Origin of the sequence: Streptomyces sp. NBC_00637 (genome assembly GCF_045161545.1) — a bacterium.
Taxonomy (GTDB): Bacteria; Actinomycetota; Actinomycetes; order Streptomycetales; family Streptomycetaceae; genus Streptomyces.
On the sequence record NZ_CP109046.1, the window covers coordinates 4,884,799 to 4,903,571 of the forward strand.

Annotated in this window: 18 protein-coding genes; 7 read left to right on the forward strand and 11 right to left on the reverse strand. The window is 70.0% G+C overall.

Features of this window, described 5'->3' with window-relative positions; translation table 11 throughout:
- Positions 1 to 28: 28 nt before the first annotated feature.
- The 4 genes from OG440_RS21490 to OG440_RS21505 form a co-directional block, all read right to left on the reverse strand.
- Complete coding sequence (locus OG440_RS21490; protein WP_406008416.1) at positions 29 to 775, reverse strand: DUF6227 family protein; 747 nt, start codon at positions 773 to 775, stop codon at positions 29 to 31.
- 177 nt (positions 776 to 952) lie between these two features.
- Positions 953 to 2,179, reverse strand: a complete 1,227-nt coding sequence (locus OG440_RS21495) for an Ig-like domain-containing protein (protein ID WP_406008417.1) — start codon at positions 2,177 to 2,179, stop codon at positions 953 to 955.
- Between the two features lie 145 nt (positions 2,180 to 2,324).
- Positions 2,325 to 3,353, reverse strand: a complete 1,029-nt coding sequence (locus tag OG440_RS21500) for a P1 family peptidase (RefSeq protein WP_406008418.1) — start codon at positions 3,351 to 3,353, stop codon at positions 2,325 to 2,327.
- A 50-nt stretch (positions 3,354 to 3,403) separates the two neighbouring features.
- Positions 3,404 to 4,672, reverse strand: a complete 1,269-nt coding sequence (locus OG440_RS21505; RefSeq protein ID WP_406008419.1) for a low temperature requirement protein A — start codon at positions 4,670 to 4,672, stop codon at positions 3,404 to 3,406.
- 146 nt (positions 4,673 to 4,818) lie between these two features.
- Here OG440_RS21505 and OG440_RS21510 point away from each other — a divergent pair, with 146 nt between their 5' ends.
- Positions 4,819 to 5,001, forward strand: coding sequence for a hypothetical protein (locus OG440_RS21510; protein WP_406008420.1), 183 nt, complete (start codon positions 4,819 to 4,821; stop codon positions 4,999 to 5,001).
- Between the two features lie 160 nt (positions 5,002 to 5,161).
- Here OG440_RS21510 and mscL read toward each other — a convergent pair whose 3' ends face one another.
- The 6 genes from mscL to OG440_RS21540 form a co-directional block, all read right to left on the reverse strand.
- Positions 5,162 to 5,626 (reverse strand): large conductance mechanosensitive channel protein MscL, encoded by a 465-nt coding sequence (gene mscL, locus OG440_RS21515; protein WP_406008421.1) that lies wholly within the window; start codon positions 5,624 to 5,626, stop codon positions 5,162 to 5,164.
- A gap of 108 nt (positions 5,627 to 5,734) precedes the next feature.
- Positions 5,735 to 6,433: a hypothetical protein gene (locus OG440_RS21520; protein WP_406008422.1), complete on the reverse strand. Its 699-nt coding sequence runs from the start codon at positions 6,431 to 6,433 to the stop codon at positions 5,735 to 5,737.
- A 163-nt stretch (positions 6,434 to 6,596) separates the two neighbouring features.
- Positions 6,597 to 7,439, reverse strand: a complete 843-nt coding sequence (locus tag OG440_RS21525; RefSeq protein WP_406008423.1) for an S-methyl-5'-thioadenosine phosphorylase — start codon at positions 7,437 to 7,439, stop codon at positions 6,597 to 6,599.
- A gap of 75 nt (positions 7,440 to 7,514) precedes the next feature.
- Positions 7,515 to 7,829, reverse strand: a complete 315-nt coding sequence (locus tag OG440_RS21530; RefSeq protein ID WP_406008424.1) for an FmdB family zinc ribbon protein — start codon at positions 7,827 to 7,829, stop codon at positions 7,515 to 7,517.
- Between the two features lie 67 nt (positions 7,830 to 7,896).
- A complete protein-coding gene (locus OG440_RS21535; RefSeq protein ID WP_406008425.1) occupies positions 7,897 to 9,189 on the reverse strand; it encodes an MFS transporter in 1,293 nt (430 codons plus the stop codon).
- Positions 9,190 to 9,466: 277 nt separating this feature from the next.
- A complete protein-coding gene (locus OG440_RS21540; protein ID WP_406008426.1) occupies positions 9,467 to 11,011 on the reverse strand; it encodes a potassium/proton antiporter in 1,545 nt (514 codons plus the stop codon).
- 222 nt (positions 11,012 to 11,233) lie between these two features.
- On the opposite strand from OG440_RS21540, the gene OG440_RS21545 reads away from it, so the two are divergent.
- Positions 11,234 to 14,026: a penicillin acylase family protein gene (locus tag OG440_RS21545; RefSeq protein WP_406008427.1), complete on the forward strand. Its 2,793-nt coding sequence runs from the start codon at positions 11,234 to 11,236 to the stop codon at positions 14,024 to 14,026.
- Positions 14,027 to 14,095: 69 nt separating this feature from the next.
- On the opposite strand, the gene OG440_RS21550 is transcribed toward OG440_RS21545, so the two are convergent.
- The gene (locus tag OG440_RS21550) at positions 14,096 to 14,710 is read right to left on the reverse strand and encodes a 5-formyltetrahydrofolate cyclo-ligase (protein WP_406008428.1); all 615 of its coding nucleotides are present in this window, start codon (positions 14,708 to 14,710) and stop codon (positions 14,096 to 14,098) included.
- 104 nt (positions 14,711 to 14,814) lie between these two features.
- Here OG440_RS21550 and galU point away from each other — a divergent pair, with 104 nt between their 5' ends.
- From galU to OG440_RS21575, 5 genes are all read left to right on the forward strand, one after another.
- Complete coding sequence (gene galU / locus OG440_RS21555) at positions 14,815 to 15,717, forward strand: UTP--glucose-1-phosphate uridylyltransferase GalU (protein WP_406008429.1); 903 nt, start codon at positions 14,815 to 14,817, stop codon at positions 15,715 to 15,717.
- A gap of 5 nt (positions 15,718 to 15,722) precedes the next feature.
- The gene (gene glp / locus OG440_RS21560; RefSeq protein WP_406008430.1) at positions 15,723 to 17,051 is read left to right on the forward strand and encodes a gephyrin-like molybdotransferase Glp; all 1,329 of its coding nucleotides are present in this window, start codon (positions 15,723 to 15,725) and stop codon (positions 17,049 to 17,051) included.
- Positions 17,052 to 17,113: 62 nt separating this feature from the next.
- Entirely contained in the window at positions 17,114 to 17,593 is a 480-nt protein-coding gene (gene moaC, locus OG440_RS21565) for a cyclic pyranopterin monophosphate synthase MoaC (RefSeq protein WP_406008431.1), read from the forward strand.
- Positions 17,590 to 18,126, forward strand: a complete 537-nt coding sequence (locus tag OG440_RS21570) for a molybdenum cofactor biosynthesis protein B (protein ID WP_406008432.1) — start codon at positions 17,590 to 17,592, stop codon at positions 18,124 to 18,126. Before moaC ends, OG440_RS21570 begins: the two co-directional genes overlap by 4 nt.
- A gap of 26 nt (positions 18,127 to 18,152) precedes the next feature.
- A complete protein-coding gene (locus OG440_RS21575; protein WP_020128382.1) occupies positions 18,153 to 18,749 on the forward strand; it encodes a GNAT family N-acetyltransferase in 597 nt (198 codons plus the stop codon).
- The last annotated feature ends 24 nt before the right edge of the window (positions 18,750 to 18,773 follow it).

The following is an 18,773-nucleotide window of genomic DNA, read 5'->3' on the forward strand; positions in this document are numbered from 1 at the left end:
GCGCGGTGGGGCCGCGGATGCGCGGGGCTCAGGAGACCTGCGCCGCCCGGCGCTCCATCGCGTCACGGGCCGCGGCCTCGGACACGTACACCTCGCACATGTGCCGCCCGTCGGGCGTCGCCGTGTGCTCGATCTCCCACAGGGAGATCTCCCGGCCGTCCCGCAGCAGGAACGCGTGCTCGTAGAGCGAGTAGCCCAGCCCGATCCGGCCGGCGCGGCAGGGCCGTCCGAAGGCCTGGGTGATCTGGTGCGCGAACGCCGACTTCAGCAGCGCGACCGTGTCCGCGTCCGGCCGGTCGGGATTCTCCGCGCGACGCAGCAGTCTGCGCGCGTGGTCCGCCGAATCGTCCGGCACGTACACGTGCCGGGGGCCGGGGATCGGCGACAGCTGCACCAGCACCGGCAGTTCGAAGTCCGGGGTGTCCGACGGCAGGGGCAGCCGGGCCGTGGCGGCGCGCAGCTCCTCCTCGTCGACGTACACCTCGTGCTGCGGCTCGCTGCCCGGCGCGGTGTTGTGCACGAGCTCCCACAGCGTGAGCGCGCACCCGTCGGCCAGCAGCCACGTGTGCCGGTACGTTTCCCGATGCAGACCCGCGCTGTGGTGCGCGGAGTGCAGGGAGCTGTCGTGCGCGAGTGCGCAGTCGAGCCGCCGTAGGGCTTCGTCGGGCAGCTCGAACGAGTTCAGGGCGCGACCGAGCAGTCGCGCGAGGTGCTCCTCCGGAGACTCGGGCGACTCGGCTGGTTCGTACGCTGTTGTCTCGTACGGAACGCTCAAGGTTTCTCCCGGCGTTGCTGCATGTCACCTTGTGGGTGCATACCGTAGCCCCTCGGTCGGACATCATGTCCTGGAACCGAGAAAACGTACGCCGTGAAAACGTCAGGGCCGCGCGAAAAATTCCCGCACGGCCCGACGGTTCGTCAGAAAACGCCGGTCAGAGGGCGTCTCCGGCGATCAGGCGGCGCTCCCCGCGGTCCACTCGGCCCAGGACATGTTCCACCCGTTGAGCCCGTTGTCCGGCGACACCGTCTTGTCGGGGGAGTTCTTGACGATCACCACATCGCCGATCAGCGAGTTGTCGTAGAACCACTTGGCCGGCGTGTCGCCCTGCGCGCCCTGAGCGTCGGCGAGCCCCACGCAGCCGTGGCTGGTGCCGGTACGACCGAAGGGCGGATTGCCCTGGTTGTACCAGTAGTTGCCGTGGATGAAGGTGCCGGACTGCGTCAGGCGCATCGCGTGCGGCACGTCCGGGATGTCGTACTCGCCGCCCAGGCCCACCGTCTGGCTGTTCATGCGGGTCTGCGTGAACTTCTCGGAGATCACCATCTGCCCGTTGTACGTGGTGTGCTCCGGGCTGCCCGACGAGATCGGGACCGTCTTCAGGGTCTGCCCGTCCCGCACCACCGTCATGGTCTGTGTGTTGACGTCGACGGTGGACACCTGCGACCGCCCGATGGTGAAGGTGACCGTCTTCTTCTGCACCCCGAAGACCCCGTTGGCGCCCTCGACCCCGTCCAGGTCGATCTTCATCGTCACCTTGGAGCCGGCCTTCCAGTACTCGTCGGGACGGAAGTCGAGCCGCTGCTCCCCGAACCAGTGCCCGACCACCTGCTGGCCACTGCTGGAGGTGACCGTGATGTGCGACTGCACGGCCTTCGTGTCGCTGATGGCCTTGTCGAAGGTGAATGACACCGGCATGCCGACGCCGACCGTGGTGCCGTTGTCCGGCGTGTAGGTGCCTATGAAACTGTTGGACGAAGAGACGGTCGTGAAGATGGAATTGGCGGCGGCGGTCTTGCCGTTCTCGTCCTTCGCGGTCGCCGATATCTGGTACTTCGTCCCGCGCTCCAGCTGCTCCTTCGGCTTCCAGGTGCTGCCGTCGGCCGACAGGGAGCCCTCGACGGCCTGCCCCGAGCCGGCCACCGTCATCTTCACCTCGGTGAGCCGGCCGTCGCTCACCTTCACTCCGGTCGCGTTGATCGACGCGCTCGTCGAACCGTCCTTCGCCGAGATGGCGATCTTCGCCGTGGACGTCTTGACGCTGCTCTTGCCGCCCTTGGCGTCCCCGTCCTTGTCCTTGGCATTGGCGCTGCCCCCGCAGGCGGTCAGGGTCAGGGCACCGACCACCAGGACGGCACAGGCTCCGACCGTGCGCCGTACTGCTTTGTCCGCCGTTGTCACGGGCTGCTCCAACTTCGTGTGAGGTGAGTGATCCGCTCAGGTACGTGGAGAAGGAGGGATCCGGCGGCCGGTGGGGTTCCCTCCGGCCGCCGTTGGCACCATCACGTGACGGAACCGGGACAATCACCGTCCCCGGCCCGCGGTGTCACCGGCCCCCGTACAAGTCCTCGTACGACGGCCACGTCCCGCCCGGTCCGGCCACCGACTCGGCGGCGCGTACGGCCCGTACGATCGCGCGCGTCACCACGTCCGCGCCCGCGGCGAGGACGTCGTTCAGGGCGAGCGGGTGGTCCGGGTCGAGCGGGCGCGCGCCTGTCGCCAGCGTGAAGACGGTGTCCCCGTCGTTGAGCAGATGCACCGGACGCACGGCCCGGGCGATCCCGTCGTGCGCCGTGCCCGCCAGCTTCTGCGCTTGCGCCTTCGTCAGGTCCGCGTCGGTGGCGACCACCGCGAGCGTGGTGTTGAGCAGGGGAGGCGCGTTCTTCGCCGCGATCTCGGCGAGACGCCGGAGCGCGGTCTCGTGCACGCGAGCGTCCGGATACTCCACCCGCCCCTGGAACAACTCCCCGTACAGCACACCCGTCTCCGGATCCGACGCCGAGCCCGCCGCGTTGGCCACCACGAGCGCGGCCACCGTGATCCCCGAGTCGAGCAGCACGCTCGCGCTGCCGATCCCGCCCTTCATCGGCCCGACGGCGGCGCCCGTCCCCGCACCCACGCATCCCTCCCGCACCGGGGCGCCCGCAGGGCCGGCCGCGGCCGCTTCCACGGCCGCCCGACCGGTGGCAGCGTCAGGTCGGGCCCGGAAGTCACCGCCCCGCGCCAGGTCGAAGACGCACGCGGCAGGCACCACCGGCACGACGTGCGTCGGGTCCACGCCGACGCGGACTCCCCGCCCCTGCTCCTCCAGCCAGGCCATCACACCGGACGCCGCGTCGAGCCCGTAAGCACTGCCGCCGGTCAGCACGATCGCCTCGACCCGCTGCACCACATTGCGTGGATCGAGGGCGTCGGTCTCCTTCGTGCCGGGACCACCGCCACGCACATCCACCGCGGCCACGGCACCTCCCTCCGGCGCGAGGACGACCGTGGTGCCGGTGAGCCAACCGTCGCCGGCCAGCGTGGCGTGTCCCACGCGTACGCCGGCGACGTCCGTCAGAGCGTCAACTGTCATGGAGGCCAGTCTCGCCCGGCTCACGTCGTGCGCGGCAGTGTCATGCCCCGTCACATCACCGCGCTCGAAGCTCGCGCGGCACTCTCCCGTGACTCCCGCGCGACCAGGCGCGCCGTCAGGGTCGTCCCGGTCGCCACCGCCAGCGCCGCCACCAGGCCGGCCGCGAGGACCGCCCACTCGCCGAGGAAGGTGCCGCAGATCACCAGCAGCGCGGCGACAGGCAGCACCAGTTGCTGGGCCAGGCCCACCTTGAAGTGGCGTGCGTGCAGGACCCAGACCGTCAGCAGGTAGAGCGCCGTCGGCAGGGTGACCGCGGCAGACGCGGCGAGCGTGGAGATGTGGGCCTCGCCGACCGCCTGCTCGACCGCCACCTCCAGTCCCGCCCCGATCGCGGCGGCCGAGGCGAACACGACGTAGTGCCCGTAGCCCCACAGAAACGCCTGCCTGTTGGAGCGCAGATGCCCATGGATGGGGACGACGAAGTAGATCCACCAAGCGGCGAAGACGATCAGCAGCCCACCCACCGCGATCGGCAGCAGCTCGCCCAGCGCGTCGTTCTCCTCGATACCGGACTTCACGGCGACCGTCGCCGCCGCGATCGTCTCCCCCAGCACGATGATCGTGAACAGTCCGTAGCGCTCGGCGATGTGATGCGGATGCCAGGAGGTCGGATGTCCCCTCTCCGCGTAGATCGGCACGCACATCTCCAGCGGCGCCATCACCACGAACAGCCACGCCCTGCCGCCCTCCGGCAGGGTCAGCAGCCCCAGCCAGCCGATCTGGCAGATCAGCACACCCGCCGCGTACCGCAGCGCCGTCGTCCGCTCCGCGCCCTCGGCGGACCACGCGACCCGCAGCCACTGCGAGCTCAACGCGCACCTCATGATCGCGTAGCCCAACCAGACGGCCACGAACTCGTGGTCCTCGAACGCCTGTGAGACGCCCGCCGCCAGCACCAGGACTCCGGCGATCTGCACCAGTGTGACGATCCGGTACAGGACGTCGTCGTTGTCGTACGCCGACGCGAACCAGGTGAAGTTCATCCAGGCCCACCAGATGGCGAAGAAGACCATCGCGTAGTTGAGGATGCCCTCGCCCGCGTGGGACTCGGCCACGGCGTGCACCAGTTGGATGCCCGCCTGGGCGATGGCCACGACGAAGCACAGGTCGAAGAAGAGCTCGAGCGGGGAGGCGACCCGGTGCGTCTCGCCCCGCCCGCGCGCCGTCAGACTGCGCAGCGGCTTCAAGCGGACGGGCGCCGGGGAGGCGGGGATCCCGGGGGGAGGGGGAGAGGCCGACGGGGGCGTACTGGACGTCATGGGTACCAGCACAGCAGACAACCGGCGGAAAATCTTGTGCGGATTCCGCAGGCCCACGGAGTGCGCGGCCGGCGGCCGGCCGGGTCAGGGCCCGGCCGACGGCCGGGCCCTGACCCGAGCGGGTGCCGGGGCCGTACTCTGGAGTGATGAGCACCCCTTCCGCCTCCGAGCCGCGCGACCCGAAGGCCGCGCTGATCTTCGACGACCCGCTGGACCGGCCGTCGTCGGACGACACCGACCGCGGTTGGGGCGAGCGGCCGTCCTCCGACGGCGACAGCGTCGCCGACCTGAAGCGTTTTCTCGACGAGAAGCCGCCCCACCACGTCTGAACCAGCCGGCCCGACTTCTGAACCAGCCGGCCCGACTTCTGAGCCAGCCGGCTGGACCTTTGAACCAGTCGGCGCGACTTATGGGCGAGCCGGTCCGCTCCGGTCCGGCAGGCCCGGGAGCCCTGGCGGAGTACCGCCCGCAGGGCCCCGTCGAGCGCCGCTACCGCCCGCTGTGCCCCGGCCCTCGCTGGGCGACCAGCGCGTCGCGGATCTCCTTGAGCACCTCCAGCTCGGTCACCTCGATGATCTCCCGCGTGCCCTCCTTGGCCTTCCTGCGGGCTTCTGCCCTCGCCAGGTACTTCGACATGGGCAGGACCATCAGGAAGTACACGACCGCAGCGGTGATCACGAAGGTGAGGGTCGCGCCGAGGACGGACCCCCACAGGATCCGGACTCCCGTCGCGCTGTCCCCCGTGCCGGCGCAGGGGCCCTTGAGGCAGGAACTGTAGCTGTCCAGGTTTTTGGTCCCGACCGCTCCGATGAGCGGGTTGATGATTCCCTTCACCACCGAGTTGACGATGTTCGTGAAGGCCGCGCCGATCACCACCGCTACTGCCAGATCGACGACGTTGCCTCGCATCAGGAAGGCCTTGAAGCCCTGCAGGACGCTTGCCTTTTCGCTCACCTCGGGGACACTCCTCGCATGTACAGGTTGTGGAACAAACAGCTCCGCAACCTACGTCAACGCCAGGCGGGCGTGTCCACTGCGGTCCCTCGGACGAGGGACTTGACGTCACCACAGGGTCACCGCCAGCCGAGCCGTCGCACTCGCCCCCGCCAGACGCGCGGCGGTGGCCCGGGGCACCGACAGGACGACCAGCGCCCCGTCGTCGGCCGCGCCGGCAACGGTGTCCAGCGGCTCCGGCACCTTCGTCACCAGCGCCCCGCGCGCGACCACATGGGCGTCCCCGCCCGTGCCGCCCGTGCCGTCCATGCCGCCCAGCGGCGTCGGCTCGGCGGCGATGACATCGACCCGGTCACCCGGGCGCAACAGCCGGACCGTGGCCGCGTCGGCGATCCGCACCGGCGCCGTCACCTTCTCCCCGGCGCGAAGTCCAGTCGCAGGGGCGCGTAGTGAAGCATGCGCGCGGGGGTGGGCGCTCCCGCGCGCGTCCGTCCGCGCGGTCCCTCCGGGACGTCCGCGAACCGGATCGCCCTCCCAAGGGCCGGACGCCACGAGTGCGGCGGCCGTGATGGCAAGCCCCAAGGCGAGGGCCCGCCGCCGGCTCCGTACGAGCCGTCCGAGCCGGTACCTCCCGCCGTGCACCCGCACGGGATCGAAGGCCGGCACCTCGCAGGTGGCCGGAGTGTCCGTGCCGACCGGGTGCGCCGCATAGGAGAGAGGTGACGGGGAGCGGGAGGGGAGCGGTGGAAGAGGAGAAAGGGGAGGAAGGGGAGAGAGCGGAGAGCGGGGAACGGGCGAGTCGGACACGTGATCACCACCTGCGAGGAGGAACGGGTTTGCGAAGTCACGATGAGCCTTCGCGCCGCCGCTCGCTCGAGCCGGTGGACGACCGCCGGGTTGTGGACAACTCCCTCACCCGAAGGGGGACTTCCGCACCAGCGCGCCCTTTCCCGCCTTCTCCCCACACCCGCTACGGCAGCTCGAACCCCGGATCCAGGCCGCCCAACGCGTTCGCGCACAGGCAGTCCCGCTCGCCGTTGGAAGGCAACGCGGCCACCGCGTCGAACAGCACACCCCGCAGCCGGTCCACGTTCGCCGCGAACACCCGCAGCACCTCCTCGTGCGACACGCCCTCACCGGTCTCGGCGCCCGCGTCCAGGTCGGTCACCAGGTTCAACGACGTGTAACAGAGCTCGAGTTCACGGGCGAGCGCGGCCTCCGGGTGGCCCGTCATGCCCACCACCGCCCACCCCTGCGCCTGGTGCCACAACGATTCGGCACGGGTCGAGAACCGCGGCCCCTCGATCACGACCAGCGTCCCGCCGTCCACCGGCTCCCACTTCTGACCGCGCGCCGCCTTCAGCGCCGCCGAGCGTCCGGCGGGGCAGTAGGGGTCGGCCAGGGACACGTGCACTACGTGGGGCACCGTGCCGTCGGGCAGGGGAAGCCCGTCGAAGTACGTCCCGATCCGCGACTTCGTGCGGTCGACCAGCTGGTCGGGCACGAGCAACGTGCCGGGCCCGTGTTCCGGGCGCAGCCCGCCCACCGCGCACGGCCCGAGTATCTGGCGCGCCCCGACCGAGCGCAGCGCCCACAGGTTGGCCCGGTAGTTGATCCGGTGGGGTGGCAGATGGTGCGCGCGTCCGTGCCGGGGCAGGAAGGCGACCTGTCGCCCGTTGATCTCGCCGAGGAAGAGCGAGTCACTGGGAGGTCCGTAGGGGGTGTCGACCTGGAGCTCGGTCACGTTGTCGAGGAACGAGTAGAGGCCGGAGCCGCCGATCACACCGATCTCTGCGTTCGCCTTGTTCGCCATGCGTCGCACCCTAATCACCCCGGGAAACGCCGAAGACCCCGTCGTCGTTCGACGACAGGGTCCTTCGAGCGAGCCTTACGCGGCTGAGCTGCTGCCGGTCGACGTGCCGGTGCTCGACGACTTCGAGTCCGAGGACGAGGACGTCGACGGCTTCGACTCCGAGCCGGACGTCGAAGACTTCGCGGACGACGCCGGCGAGCTGCTCGACGAGGAGCCACGGCTGTCGTTGCGGTAGAAGCCGGATCCCTTGAAGACGATGCCGACGGCGGAGAACACCTTCTTGAGGCGGCCACCGCAGTTGGGGCACTCGGTCAGGGCATCGTCAGTGAACTTCTGCACCGCCTCGAGGCCCTCGCCGCACTCGGTGCACTGGTACTGGTAGGTCGGCACTGTCTTCCTCCTGGCACTCTCACTCAGTGAGTGCTAACGACGGTCTATCTTGACGTATTCCGGAGGATCAGTCCACTGTCACCGGTACGCGGTGACCGACGCCACGTGCGACGGTACGCGCGCGGGAGCGCGATTCCAGCCGTGAACGCAGCGCCAACAGGGTCACCAGGGCCAGCACGGTGCCCCCCATGGGGACCAGGAATCCGGCGCCGCCCCAGAGGCGGTCCTCCAACTGTCCGGCGATCGTGACGGCCGCCGCCTGCCCGAGCGCGACCGCGCCCGTCAGCCAGGTGAACGCTTCGGTGCGGGCACCGGCCGGGACCAGGTCCTCGACGAGCGTGTAGCCGGTGATCAGCGCGGGCGCGATGCACATGCCGACCAGGAGGCCCAGGCCGGCCAGTACGAGGACCGAGTGCGCCGCCCACAGGCCGGAGGCGACCAGTGCCAGCGCGGCGTAGGCGACGACCAGACGCCGTCGCGGGGCGACTTTCCAGGCGACGGCGCCGCAGACCAGGCCGGAGAGCATGTTGCCGGCCGCGAAAGTGCCGTACAGGACGCCGTTCAGGCCGGGCTCGCCGATGGACTCGGTGAACGCGGCCAGCGAGACCTGCATGCCGCCGAAGACGGTGCCGATGCCCAGGAAGGCCACGATCAGCACGCGTATACCGGGGACGCGCAGAGCCGAGGCGTGCTCCACCCGCGCGTGGCCGGCGGCGGCCACCTGGGGCTGTGTGCTCTTGCTCGCGGCGAACAGCAGACCGCCGAGCAGGGTCAGCGCGGCCTCGGTGACCAGGCCCGCGGCCGGGTTCACGGCGGTGCACAGGGCGGTCGCCAGCAGCGGGCCGAAGACGAAGGTGAGCTCGTCGGTGACGGACTCGAAGGCCGCCGCGGTGGTCATCAGGGGCGAGCCCTTCAGCCGCACACCCCAGCGCGCCCGCACCATGGGTCCGATCTGCGGTACCGAGGCGCCCGTGGGGACGGCCGCCGCGAACACCGTCCACAGGGGTGCGTGGGTCAGGGCGAGCACGGTGAGGGTCAGGCCCGACAGCGTGTGCAGGAGGACGCCCGGGATCAGTACCGCGCGCTGCCCGTAGCGGTCGGCCAGACGCCCGCTGTAGGGCGCGCACAGGGCCATGGAGACGCCGGTGACGGCCGCGGCGGCACCGGCCGCGCCGTACGAGCCGGTGGTGTGCTGCACGAGCAGCACGATGGAGATGGTGAGCATCGCGAACGGCTGGCGGGCCGCGAAGCCGGGCAGCAGGAACGTCCAGGCGCCGCGGGTGCGCAGCAGTTGCCCGTATCCCGGGCGGGAGGCGGCCGACGAGTCCTTCGACGGCTCGGTGGTGACCGTGGATGCCACGGCCCGTGCCTTTCTGCCGCCTGGTAGCGCGACCCCATCCGGTGGGCGGGGGCGCCGAGAGCTGTCCTCTTGCGCGTGCTGCGGTAGATGCCGGTGCTCGCCGCACGAGGTGCCCGGCCGCCATACGGTCGCGCCAGCTCTGCGTCAGGCAGAGTTGGTTCGATCAAGGTGTGCCTTCATCGTACAGGGATCAAAGGGCTGCATCCCTGTGAAAATGAGCACCTCAGGGCTGGTCGCCTCCGAATGAAGGGGGGTGTGAAAGGTGCGAAACGTGCTCTTAACGCGCACTGTCGCCCGTGCCCAGCCATCCGGCGAGCTTGCCGCCGTGTCCGACGGCGCGCAGCCGCCGTTCGGCCGCGTCGCGGACCGGGTCGGTCGCGACGACGAGGAGTTCGTCGCCGTGTCGCAGCACGGTCGTCGGCAGCGGTACGAACGACGTCCCGTCGCGTACGACGAGGGTGACGGCCGCCCCGGCCGGCAGCCGTAGCTCGTTGACCTCGACGCCGTGCATCTTCGACCCCTCCGGGATGGCCACGGACAGCAGGTGCCCGCGCAGCCGCTCCAGGGGCGCCGACTCGACGCCGAGGTCGGCGGCCTCGGGATCGCCGCCCAGGCGCAGCTTGCGCGCCAGCCAGGGCAGCGTCGGCCCCTGGATCAGGGTGTAGACGACGACCAGGACGAAGACGATGTTGAAGATGCGGCGGCTGCCGTCGACGCCGTTCACCATGGGGATCGTCGCCAGGATGATGGGGACGGCGCCGCGCAGCCCGGCCCAGGACATCAGCGTCTGCTCCTGCCAGGGCACCCGGAACGGCGTCAGGCACAGCGCGACGCTGAGCGGGCGGGCCACCATGGTCAGCACCAGGCCGATGAGGAGCGCCGGCAGTACGTCGTCGCCCAGCTCGTGCGGGGTCACCAGGAGGCCGAGCAGCACGAACATGCCGATCTGGGCGATCCAGCCGAGGCCGTCGGCGAACCCGCGGGTGGCGGGCCAGTGCGGCAGTTTCGCGTTGCCCATGACCATCGAGGCGAGATAGACGCCCAGGAAGCCGCTGCCGTGCGCCAGGGAGCCCGCCGCGTACGCGGTGACCGCGATCGCCATGACGGCGATCGGGTAGAGGCCGGAGGCGGGCAGGGCGACGTGCCTGAGGCCCCAGGAGCCCAGCCAGCCGACCGCGAGGCCGATGGCCGCGCCGATGGCCAGCTCCAGCGCTATCTCGCCCAGCAGCACGTACCAGTGCTCCACGGGGCCGGCGGTGGAGAAGGCGACCACCAGGATGACCACCGGGGCGTCGTTGAAGCCGGACTCGGCCTCCAGCGTGCCCGTCACGCGCGAGGGGAGCGGGATCTTGCGCAGAACGGAGAAGACCGCCGCCGCGTCGGTCGAGGACACCACCGCGCCGATGATCAGCGCCTGTCTCCACTCCAGGCCCGTCACGAAGTGCGCGGCCGTGGCGGTGACGCCGACGCTGACCGCGACGCCGGCCAGTGCCAGCGCCGTGGCGGACGGCAGGGCCGGTTCGATCTCCTTCCACTTCGTGCCCAGGCCGCCCTCGGCGAGGATCACGACCAGGGCGGCGTAGCCGATGACCTGGGTCATCTCGGCGTTGTCGAAGTGGATGTTGCCGACGCCGTCCTGGCCCATGAGGACGCCGATGCCCACGTAGACGAGCAGGCTGGGGAGCCCGCTGCGCGAGGAGATCCGGACCGCTGCGACGGCGACGAGCAGGACGAGCGAGCAGACGAGCAGGAGCTGGTTGAGGTGGTGGACAGTCAGCGGCGGTTCCCTTCGCCGGCGCGCGCGGCTTGCACGCGGGCGCACATGTGCTTCCGGTACATCGGACACGAAGCCGTCAGCCTCGCACCCAACTACTTCGTTACCTTACCTAACTCTTGACGATTTCTTGACGTTCGGCGAGGGAAGATCGAACATCCCTCCGTGCCGGTACCCGACTCCGCGTCAAGTGGCTCAGGGCCCTGCGCCTATGGTTGCTCCAGCACTCCAGGACCGCCTGCCGCTCGCGTTAGGACAGCAAGGACAGCGATGCCCCCCAACACCACCGCCACATCGGGTGACAAGCCCGGCAAGTCCGGCAGGAAAAAGGGGCGCAAAGCCCGTTTGATCGTGCTTGTGCTGGTGCTGGCCATCATCGGAGGCATCGCGTACGGCGCCTACTGGTCCGTCAGCACCGTCCGCGCGTCCTTCCCGCAGACCAAGGGTTCGATCACGCTCGAAGGCCTGACCGGGCCCGTCGACGTGAAGCGGGACGGCTACGGCATCCCGCAGATCTACGCGGATTCCGACGAGGACCTGTTCATGGCCCAGGGCTACGTCCAGGCCCAGGACCGGTTCTACGAGATGGACGTACGTCGGCACATGACGTCCGGGCGGCTGTCGGAGATGTTCGGCAAGAGCCAGGTCGACAACGACGAGTTCCTGCGCACCCTGGGCTGGGACCGCGTCGCCAAGAAGGAGTACGACAGCGAGCTGTCGGCCGACACCAAGAAGTACCTCCAGGCCTACGCCAAGGGGGTCAACGCCTACCTCAAGGGCAAGGACGGCGCAGACATCTCCCTGGAGTACGCGGCTCTGGGGTTCACCAACGACTACAAGCCCACCGAGTGGACCCCGGTCGACTCGGTCTCCTGGCTGAAGGCGATGGCCTGGGACCTGCGCGGCAACATGCAGGACGAGATCGACCGCGCCCTGATGACCAGCCGCCTCGGCCCGGCCCAGATCGCCGAGCTTTACCCGCAGTATCCGTACGACCGCAACCAGGCGATCGTCCAGGACGGTCAGTACGACGAGCTGACCAAGACGTTCGAGCAGAGCGACAGCCAGAGCGACTCCGACGACAGCTCCACGGGCGACGGCACCGGGAGCGGCACGGGTACGTCCTCGGACTCGTCGTCGGGTACGGACGGCTCGGCCCTCCAGAGCCAGCTCTCGGGCCTCTACAACGTCCTGGACGACCTGCCCACGGCCGTCGGCGTGAACGGCAACGGCATCGGGTCGAACTCCTGGGTCGTCGCCGGCAAGAACACGATCACCGGCAAGCCGCTGCTGGCCAACGACCCGCACCTGTCGGCCTCGCTGCCGTCCGTCTGGTACCAGATGGGCCTGCACTGCCGAGCCCTCTCCAGCAAGTGCCAGTACGACGTCTCCGGCTACACCTTCGCGGGCATGCCCGGTGTGATCATCGGGCACAACCAGACCATCTCCTGGGGCATGACCAACTCGGGCGTCGACGTGACCGACCTCTACCTGGAGAAGCTCTCCGGGGAGGACGGCTACCAGTACGACGGCAAGGTGAAGCCGTTCGTCACGCGCGAGGAGACCATCAAGGTCGCCGGCGGCGAGTCCAAGAAGATCGTCGTCCGGGAGACCGAGGACGGGATGCCCCTGCTGTCCGACCGTGACGACGAACTCGTCGACGTCGGCAAGAAGGCCACTGTCGACACCGCGGCGCCCGACCGCGGCGACGGTTACGGTGTCGCCCTGAAGTGGACCGCGCTGCAGGCCGGGAACTCGATGGACGCCGTCTTCGACATCGACAAGGCAAAGGACTGGGACAGCTTCCGCAAGGCGGCCGAGAAGTTCGACGTGCCCTCGCAGAACCTCGTCTACGCCGACACCTCGAACAACATCGGCTACCAGCTGCCCGGAAAGATCCCCACGCGCGCGAAGAGCGTCGACGGCTCCATCCCGGCGCCGGGCTGGCTCTCCAAGTACAAGTGGAAGGGCTACATCGCCTTCGACGAGCTGCCCTACGAGTACAACCCGGCCCGTGGCTACATCGTCACCGCCAACCAGGCCGTGGTCGACAAGGACAAGTACCCGTATACGCTCACCACGGACTGGGGCTACGGCGCGCGCAGCCAGCGGATCACGGACCTGATCAAGAGCAAGATCAAGGGCGGCGGCAAGATCTCCACCGACGACATGCGCCAGATGCAGCTGGATGACGACAGTGAGATCGCGAAGCTGCTCGTGCCCGTGCTGAAGAAGATCAACCTCGACGACGCGGACGTCCGCGACGCACAGAAGCTCCTGGAGAACTGGGACTTCACCCAGGACGCCGACTCGGCGGCGGCCGCCTACTTCAACGCGGTCTGGCGCAACATCCTCAAGCTGGCCTTCGGCAACAAGCTGCCCAAGGAGCTGCGCGTCGAGGACCAGTGCCTGTGGGTCGACCCGGTCAACACCACGGGTCCGGTCGACGACACCCAGAAGGTCATCGAGTGCGGCCGGCGCGACGCCGACCAGGCGCAGCCGGACGGCGGCGACCGCTGGTTCGAGGTCGTGCGCAACCTCATGACGAAGACGGACAGCGACTGGTGGACGACGCCGGCTTCGGGCACCCGTCCGGGCGCCGTCCACGACCGCGACAAGCTGTTCGCGCGCGCCATGATCGACGCTCGCTGGGAGCTGACCGCCAAGCTCGGCAAGGACATCGACACCTGGAGCTGGGGCCGGCTGCACCGCCTGTTCCTGAAGAACCAGACTCTGGGCACCAGCGGCCCCGGCTTCCTCCAGTACATCCTCAACCGCGGCCCGTGGAAGCTCGGCGGCGGCGAGGCGACGGTCAACGCGACCGGCTGGAACGCGGCCGGCGGCTACGGCGTCGTGTGGGTGCCGTCGATGCGGATGGTGGTCAACCTCGACGACCTCGACAAGTCGAAGTGGATCAACCTCACCGGTGCCTCGGGTCATGCCTTCAGCGCTCACTACACCGACCAGACGAGCAAGTGGGCCAACGGTGAGCTGCTCGACTGGTCCTTCTCCAAGAAGGCGGTCGACGACAGCACCAGCGACACCCTGGTGCTCAAACCCTGAGCTGCCGACCACCCGGAAGGGGCCCTCCACGCGCGCGTGGAGGGCCCCTTCCGTCTCGGGACCCGGGTGTCAGGCGAAGCGGTGTGTCCCCGAGGGCGTGATCACCGCGTGTACCGGCCGGTCGTGCGCCTCGCCGGGGACGTGCTCGACGACCTCGGCGTCGTACAGGAGCACCACCAGCGAGGGGCGGGCCCCGGAGTCCGCCAGCCGGGCCAGCACGCGGTCGTACGATCCTCCGCCGCGCCCCAGGCGCATCCCGCGCGCGTCGACCGCCAGGCCCGGTAGCAGCACCACGTCGGCCGCCGTCACGGCGTCCGGGCCGAGGCGCTCGCCGGCCGGCTCCAGAAGGGCCATTTTGCCGTCGTGCAGGACCCGCGTGAGAGAGCCTTCGCCGGTGTAGGTGCCCCAGTCCAGGTCGTTGTCGGGCAGCAGCGCGGGGAGCAGTACGCGCACGCCCCGCGCGCGCAGCGTGTCCAGCAGCGCCAGGGTGCCGGGCTCGGTACCCACGGAGACGTACGCCGCCACCGTGCGCGCGTGTGCCAACTCGGGCAGTTCCAGGGCCCGCTCGGCCAGGCCTGCGGCCGCCGCGCGCACGTCATCGGGCGTCAATCTGCTTCTCACGGCGAGGAACCCTCTCCGCAACATACGTTTGTCAGACTCTGGTCCGCCTTCGAGGTGGCTCATATGTCGCTCCCGCACTTCTTTCACACCGCTCCAATGCGTTCATATGATCATTAATTAACCGGAGCCACAGATCCCTCTCAAAGTCACCGGATAAGGTTGCCGACATGACGCAGTCGCACCCCAGGATCAGCAAGGCTGTCATCCCCGCAGCCGGCCTCGGCACCCGGTTCCTGCCGGCGACCAAGGCCACTCCCAAGGAGATGCTGCCGGTCGTCGACAAGCCGGCGATCCAGTACGTGGTCGAGGAGGCCGTCTCCGCCGGCCTCGACGACGTCCTCATGGTCACGGGCCGCAACAAGCGCCCCCTCGAGGACCACTTCGACCGCAACTACGAACTGGAGTCGGCGCTCCAGAAGAAGGGCGACGCCGCGCGGCTCGCCAAGGTCCAGCAGTCCAGCGACCTCGCGACCATGCACTACGTGCGCCAAGGCGACCCCAAGGGCCTCGGGCACGCCGTCCTGTGTGCGGCCCCGCACGTCGGGCAGGAGCCCTTCGCCGTCCTGCTGGGGGATGACCTGATCGACCCCCGTGACCCGCTGCTCCAGCGGATGATCGAGGTCCAGGAGCGGCACGGCGGCAGTGTCGTCGCGCTCATGGAGGTCGCCCCCGAGCAGATCCACCTCTACGGCTGCGCGGCCGTGGAGGCCACCGTGGACAGTGACGTGGTCAAGGTGACCGGCCTCGTCGAGAAGCCCGACCCGGCGGACGCCCCGTCGACGTACGCGATCATCGGACGCTACGTCCTCGACCCGAGCGTGTTCGGCATACTGCGGCAGACCGAGCCCGGCCGCGGCGGCGAGATCCAGCTCACCGACGCCCTCCAGCAGCTCGCACAGGACGAGAAGATCGGCGGCCCCGTCCACGGCGTCGTCTTCAAGGGCCGCCGCTATGACACCGGCGACCGCGGCGACTACCTGCGTGCCATTGTCAGACTCGCGTGCGAACGTGAAGATCTGGGTCCGGACTTCCGGTCCTGGCTTCGCAGTTACGTCACCGAGGAGATGTAGCCACTTTGAGCACCGCCGCGCCCCGCCCCGCCGGCCAGGACCAGCTCTGGTCGGTGGACGAGCACCTGGAGGACATCCTCGCCACCGTCCGCCCCCTGGAACCCATCGAGCTGCAACTGCCCGACGCCCAGGGGTGCGTCCTGGTCGAGGACGTCATGGTGCCGGTCTCGCTGCCGCCCTTCGACAACAGCTCCATGGACGGGTACGCGGTGCGGGTCGCCGATGTCGCGGGCGCGAGCGAGGAGTTCCCGGCGGCTCTGGACGTCGTGGGGGACGTCGCGGCCGGACACGCGGCCGACCTGCTGTACGTCGGACCCGGCCAGGCCGCCCGGATCATGACCGGCGCACCGCTCCCGGCCGGCGCCGAGGCGGTCGTCCCCGTGGAGTGGACCGACGGCGGACTCGGCGAGGGCCCGGTCAGCGGGATGCGCGCCCGCAGTCTCGCCCCCGAGCAGGCCTCGGGGCACGTACGCGTGTACCGGCCCGCCGAGGCACGCGCGCACGTACGCGCTAAGGGCAGCGACGTGAAGGCGGGGGACCGCGCCCTCGACGCCGGGACCGTCCTCGGACCGCCCCAGATCGCCCTCCTCGCCGCGATCGGCAGGGGCGCCGTACGCGTGCGCCCGCGCCCGCGCGTGGTCGTGATGTCCACCGGCAGCGAACTCGTCCAGCCCGGCGAGGAGCTGGGCAGCGGCCAGATCTACGACTCCAACAGCTTCGCCCTCACCGCGGCCGCCCGGGACGCCGGCGCCATCGCCTACCGGGTCGGCGCGGTCGCCGACGACGCCGACACGCTCCGCTCCACCATCGAGGACCAGCTCGTCCGCGCCGACCTCGTCGTCACCACCGGCGGGGTGAGCGTCGGGGCGTACGACGTCGTCAAGGAGGCCCTGGAACACGTCGGCGACGAGGACGAGGCGGGCAGCGGCGTCGACTTCCGCAAGCTCGCCATGCAGCCCGGCAAACCCCAGGGCTTCGGCTCCATCGGCCCCGACCACACCCCCTTGCTTGCTCTGCCGGGCAATCCGGTGTCGTCGTACGTCTCGTTCGAGCTGTTCGTGCGCCCCGCCATCCGCACCCTCATGGGCCTCGAGGACGTCCACCGGCCCACCACGCGCGCGAAGCTGGTCGCCGACAAGGCACTGACCTCGCCGAAGGGCCGCAGGCAGTTCCTGCGCGCCACCCATGGCGGCGACGGCACCGTCCGGCCCGTCGGGGGCGCCGGCTCCCACCTGGTCGCGGCCCTCGCGCACGCCGACTCGCTGATCGTCGTCCCCGAGGACGTCGAGTCCGTCGAGCCCGGTGCCGACGTCGAGGTGGTCCTCCTCGGCTGAGTCCTCCTGGTTGGGGGTACCGTGTCGCGCACAACAGGCCCGGACCGGGAGCGCCGCACCAGATGAGTACGCAGGACCGACTGACGCACATCGACGACGTGGGCGCCGCCCGCATGGTCGACGTATCCGGCAAGGACGTCACCGCGCGCACCGCGCGTGCCAGCGGGCGGGTCCTCGTCTCGCCCCGGGTGATCGAGCTGCTGCGCGGCGAGGGGGTACCCAAGGGGGACGCGCTGGCCACCGCGCGGATCGCGGGCATCATGGGCGCCAAACGCACCCCGGACCTGATCCCGCTGTGCCACCCCCTGGCCGTCTCCGGTGTGAAACTGGATGTGTCGGTCGCGGACGACGCCGTGGAGATCACCGCCACGGTGAAGACGACGGACCGCACGGGTGTCGAGATGGAGGCGCTCACCGCGGTCACCGTGGCAGCGCTCACCGTGATCGACATGGTGAAGGCGGTCGACAAGGGAGCGGTCATCACGGACGTGCGCGTGGAGGAGAAGACGGGCGGCAAGTCGGGCGACTGGAGCCGGGCATGACAGCCGACGTGTCGGCCGGCGGTGCCCTCCCGGCTCCGTACAGCGCGCTGGTCGTGACCGCCTCCAACCGGGCCGCCGCGGGCGTCTACGAGGACAAGGGCGGCCCGCTGGTCGCCGAGGGGCTGCGCGGCTTCGGCTTCGCCGTCGACGGGCCGCAGGTCGTCCCGGACGGGGACCCGGTGGAGGCGGCGCTGCGGGCCGCCGTCGAGGCCGGCTACGACGCCGTCGTCACCACCGGCGGCACCGGCATCTCGCCCACCGACGGCACCCCCGAGGCCACCCGCGCGGTGATCGACCACGAGGTGCCGGGCATCGCCGAGGCCATCCGGGCGTACGGCCGGGAGAAGGTGCCCACCGCGGCGCTGTCCCGGGGCCTGGCCGGAGTGGCGGGCGGCACGTTGATCGTCAACCTGCCGGGTTCCACCGGCGGGGTGAAGGACGGCCTTGCCGTTCTGGAGCCTTTGCTGGTCCACGCCGTCGACCAGATCCGTGGCGGCGACCACCCCAGACCGAGCCACGGGGGTGCGAGCTGAACGGCGCAGCGTGGCCCGTCGATCTGGTGGAGGGCGACATCGTCCTGCGGCCCATAAAGCTGCGTGACCAGCGGGCCTGGCGCGAGGTCAACCGGCGCAACCGTGACTGGCTGCGCCCCTGGGAGGCGACCATCCCGCCGCCCGCGCCCAGCGGTCCGATCGCGCACCGGCCGACCTACCGCCAGATGGTGCGGCATCTGCGGTCCGAGGCGAACGCGGGCCGGATGCTGCCGTTCGTGATCGAGTACCAGGGGCGGCTCGTCGGGCAGTTGACGGTCGCGGGGATCACCTGGGGGTCGATGTGTTCCGGGCACGTCGGCTACTGGGTGGACGAGTCGGTGGCCGGCCGCGGTGTGATGCCGACGGCCGTGGCGCTCATCGTGGACCACTGTTTCCGCACCGTCGGACTGCACCGCATCGAGGTCTGCATTCGGCCCGAGAACGGGCCGAGCCGCCGGGTCGTGGAGAAACTCGGATTCCGTGAGGAAGGGCTGCGGCCGCGCTATCTCCACATCGACGGCGCCTGGCGTGACCACCTGGTCTTCGCGCTTACGGCGGAGGAGGTCCCGGAGGGCCTGCTGAACCGGTGGCGGCGCACACGCTCGCAGAAGGCGTCCAATTGAATTAGTCCGAATAAACGTTCGAAA

Bases quoted from the DNA above. Each gene is read 5' to 3' on its own strand.
- OG440_RS21500 (WP_406008418.1), bottom strand. From the start codon at position 3,353: ATGACAGTTGACGCTCTGACGGACGTCGCCGGCGTACGCGTGGGACAC.
- OG440_RS21505 (WP_406008419.1), bottom strand. From the start codon at position 4,672: ATGACGTCCAGTACGCCCCCGTCGGCCTCTCCCCCTCCCCCCGGGATC.
- OG440_RS21510 (WP_406008420.1), top strand. From the start codon at position 4,819: ATGAGCACCCCTTCCGCCTCCGAGCCGCGCGACCCGAAGGCCGCGCTG.
- OG440_RS21525 (WP_406008423.1), bottom strand. From the start codon at position 7,439: ATGGCGAACAAGGCGAACGCAGAGATCGGTGTGATCGGCGGCTCCGGC.
- OG440_RS21545 (WP_406008427.1), top strand. From the start codon at position 11,234: ATGCCCCCCAACACCACCGCCACATCGGGTGACAAGCCCGGCAAGTCC.
- OG440_RS21550 (WP_406008428.1), bottom strand. From the start codon at position 14,710: ATGAGCCACCTCGAAGGCGGACCAGAGTCTGACAAACGTATGTTGCGG.
- galU (WP_406008429.1), top strand. From the start codon at position 14,815: ATGACGCAGTCGCACCCCAGGATCAGCAAGGCTGTCATCCCCGCAGCC.
- moaC (WP_406008431.1), top strand. From the start codon at position 17,114: ATGAGTACGCAGGACCGACTGACGCACATCGACGACGTGGGCGCCGCC.
- OG440_RS21570 (WP_406008432.1), top strand. From the start codon at position 17,590: ATGACAGCCGACGTGTCGGCCGGCGGTGCCCTCCCGGCTCCGTACAGC.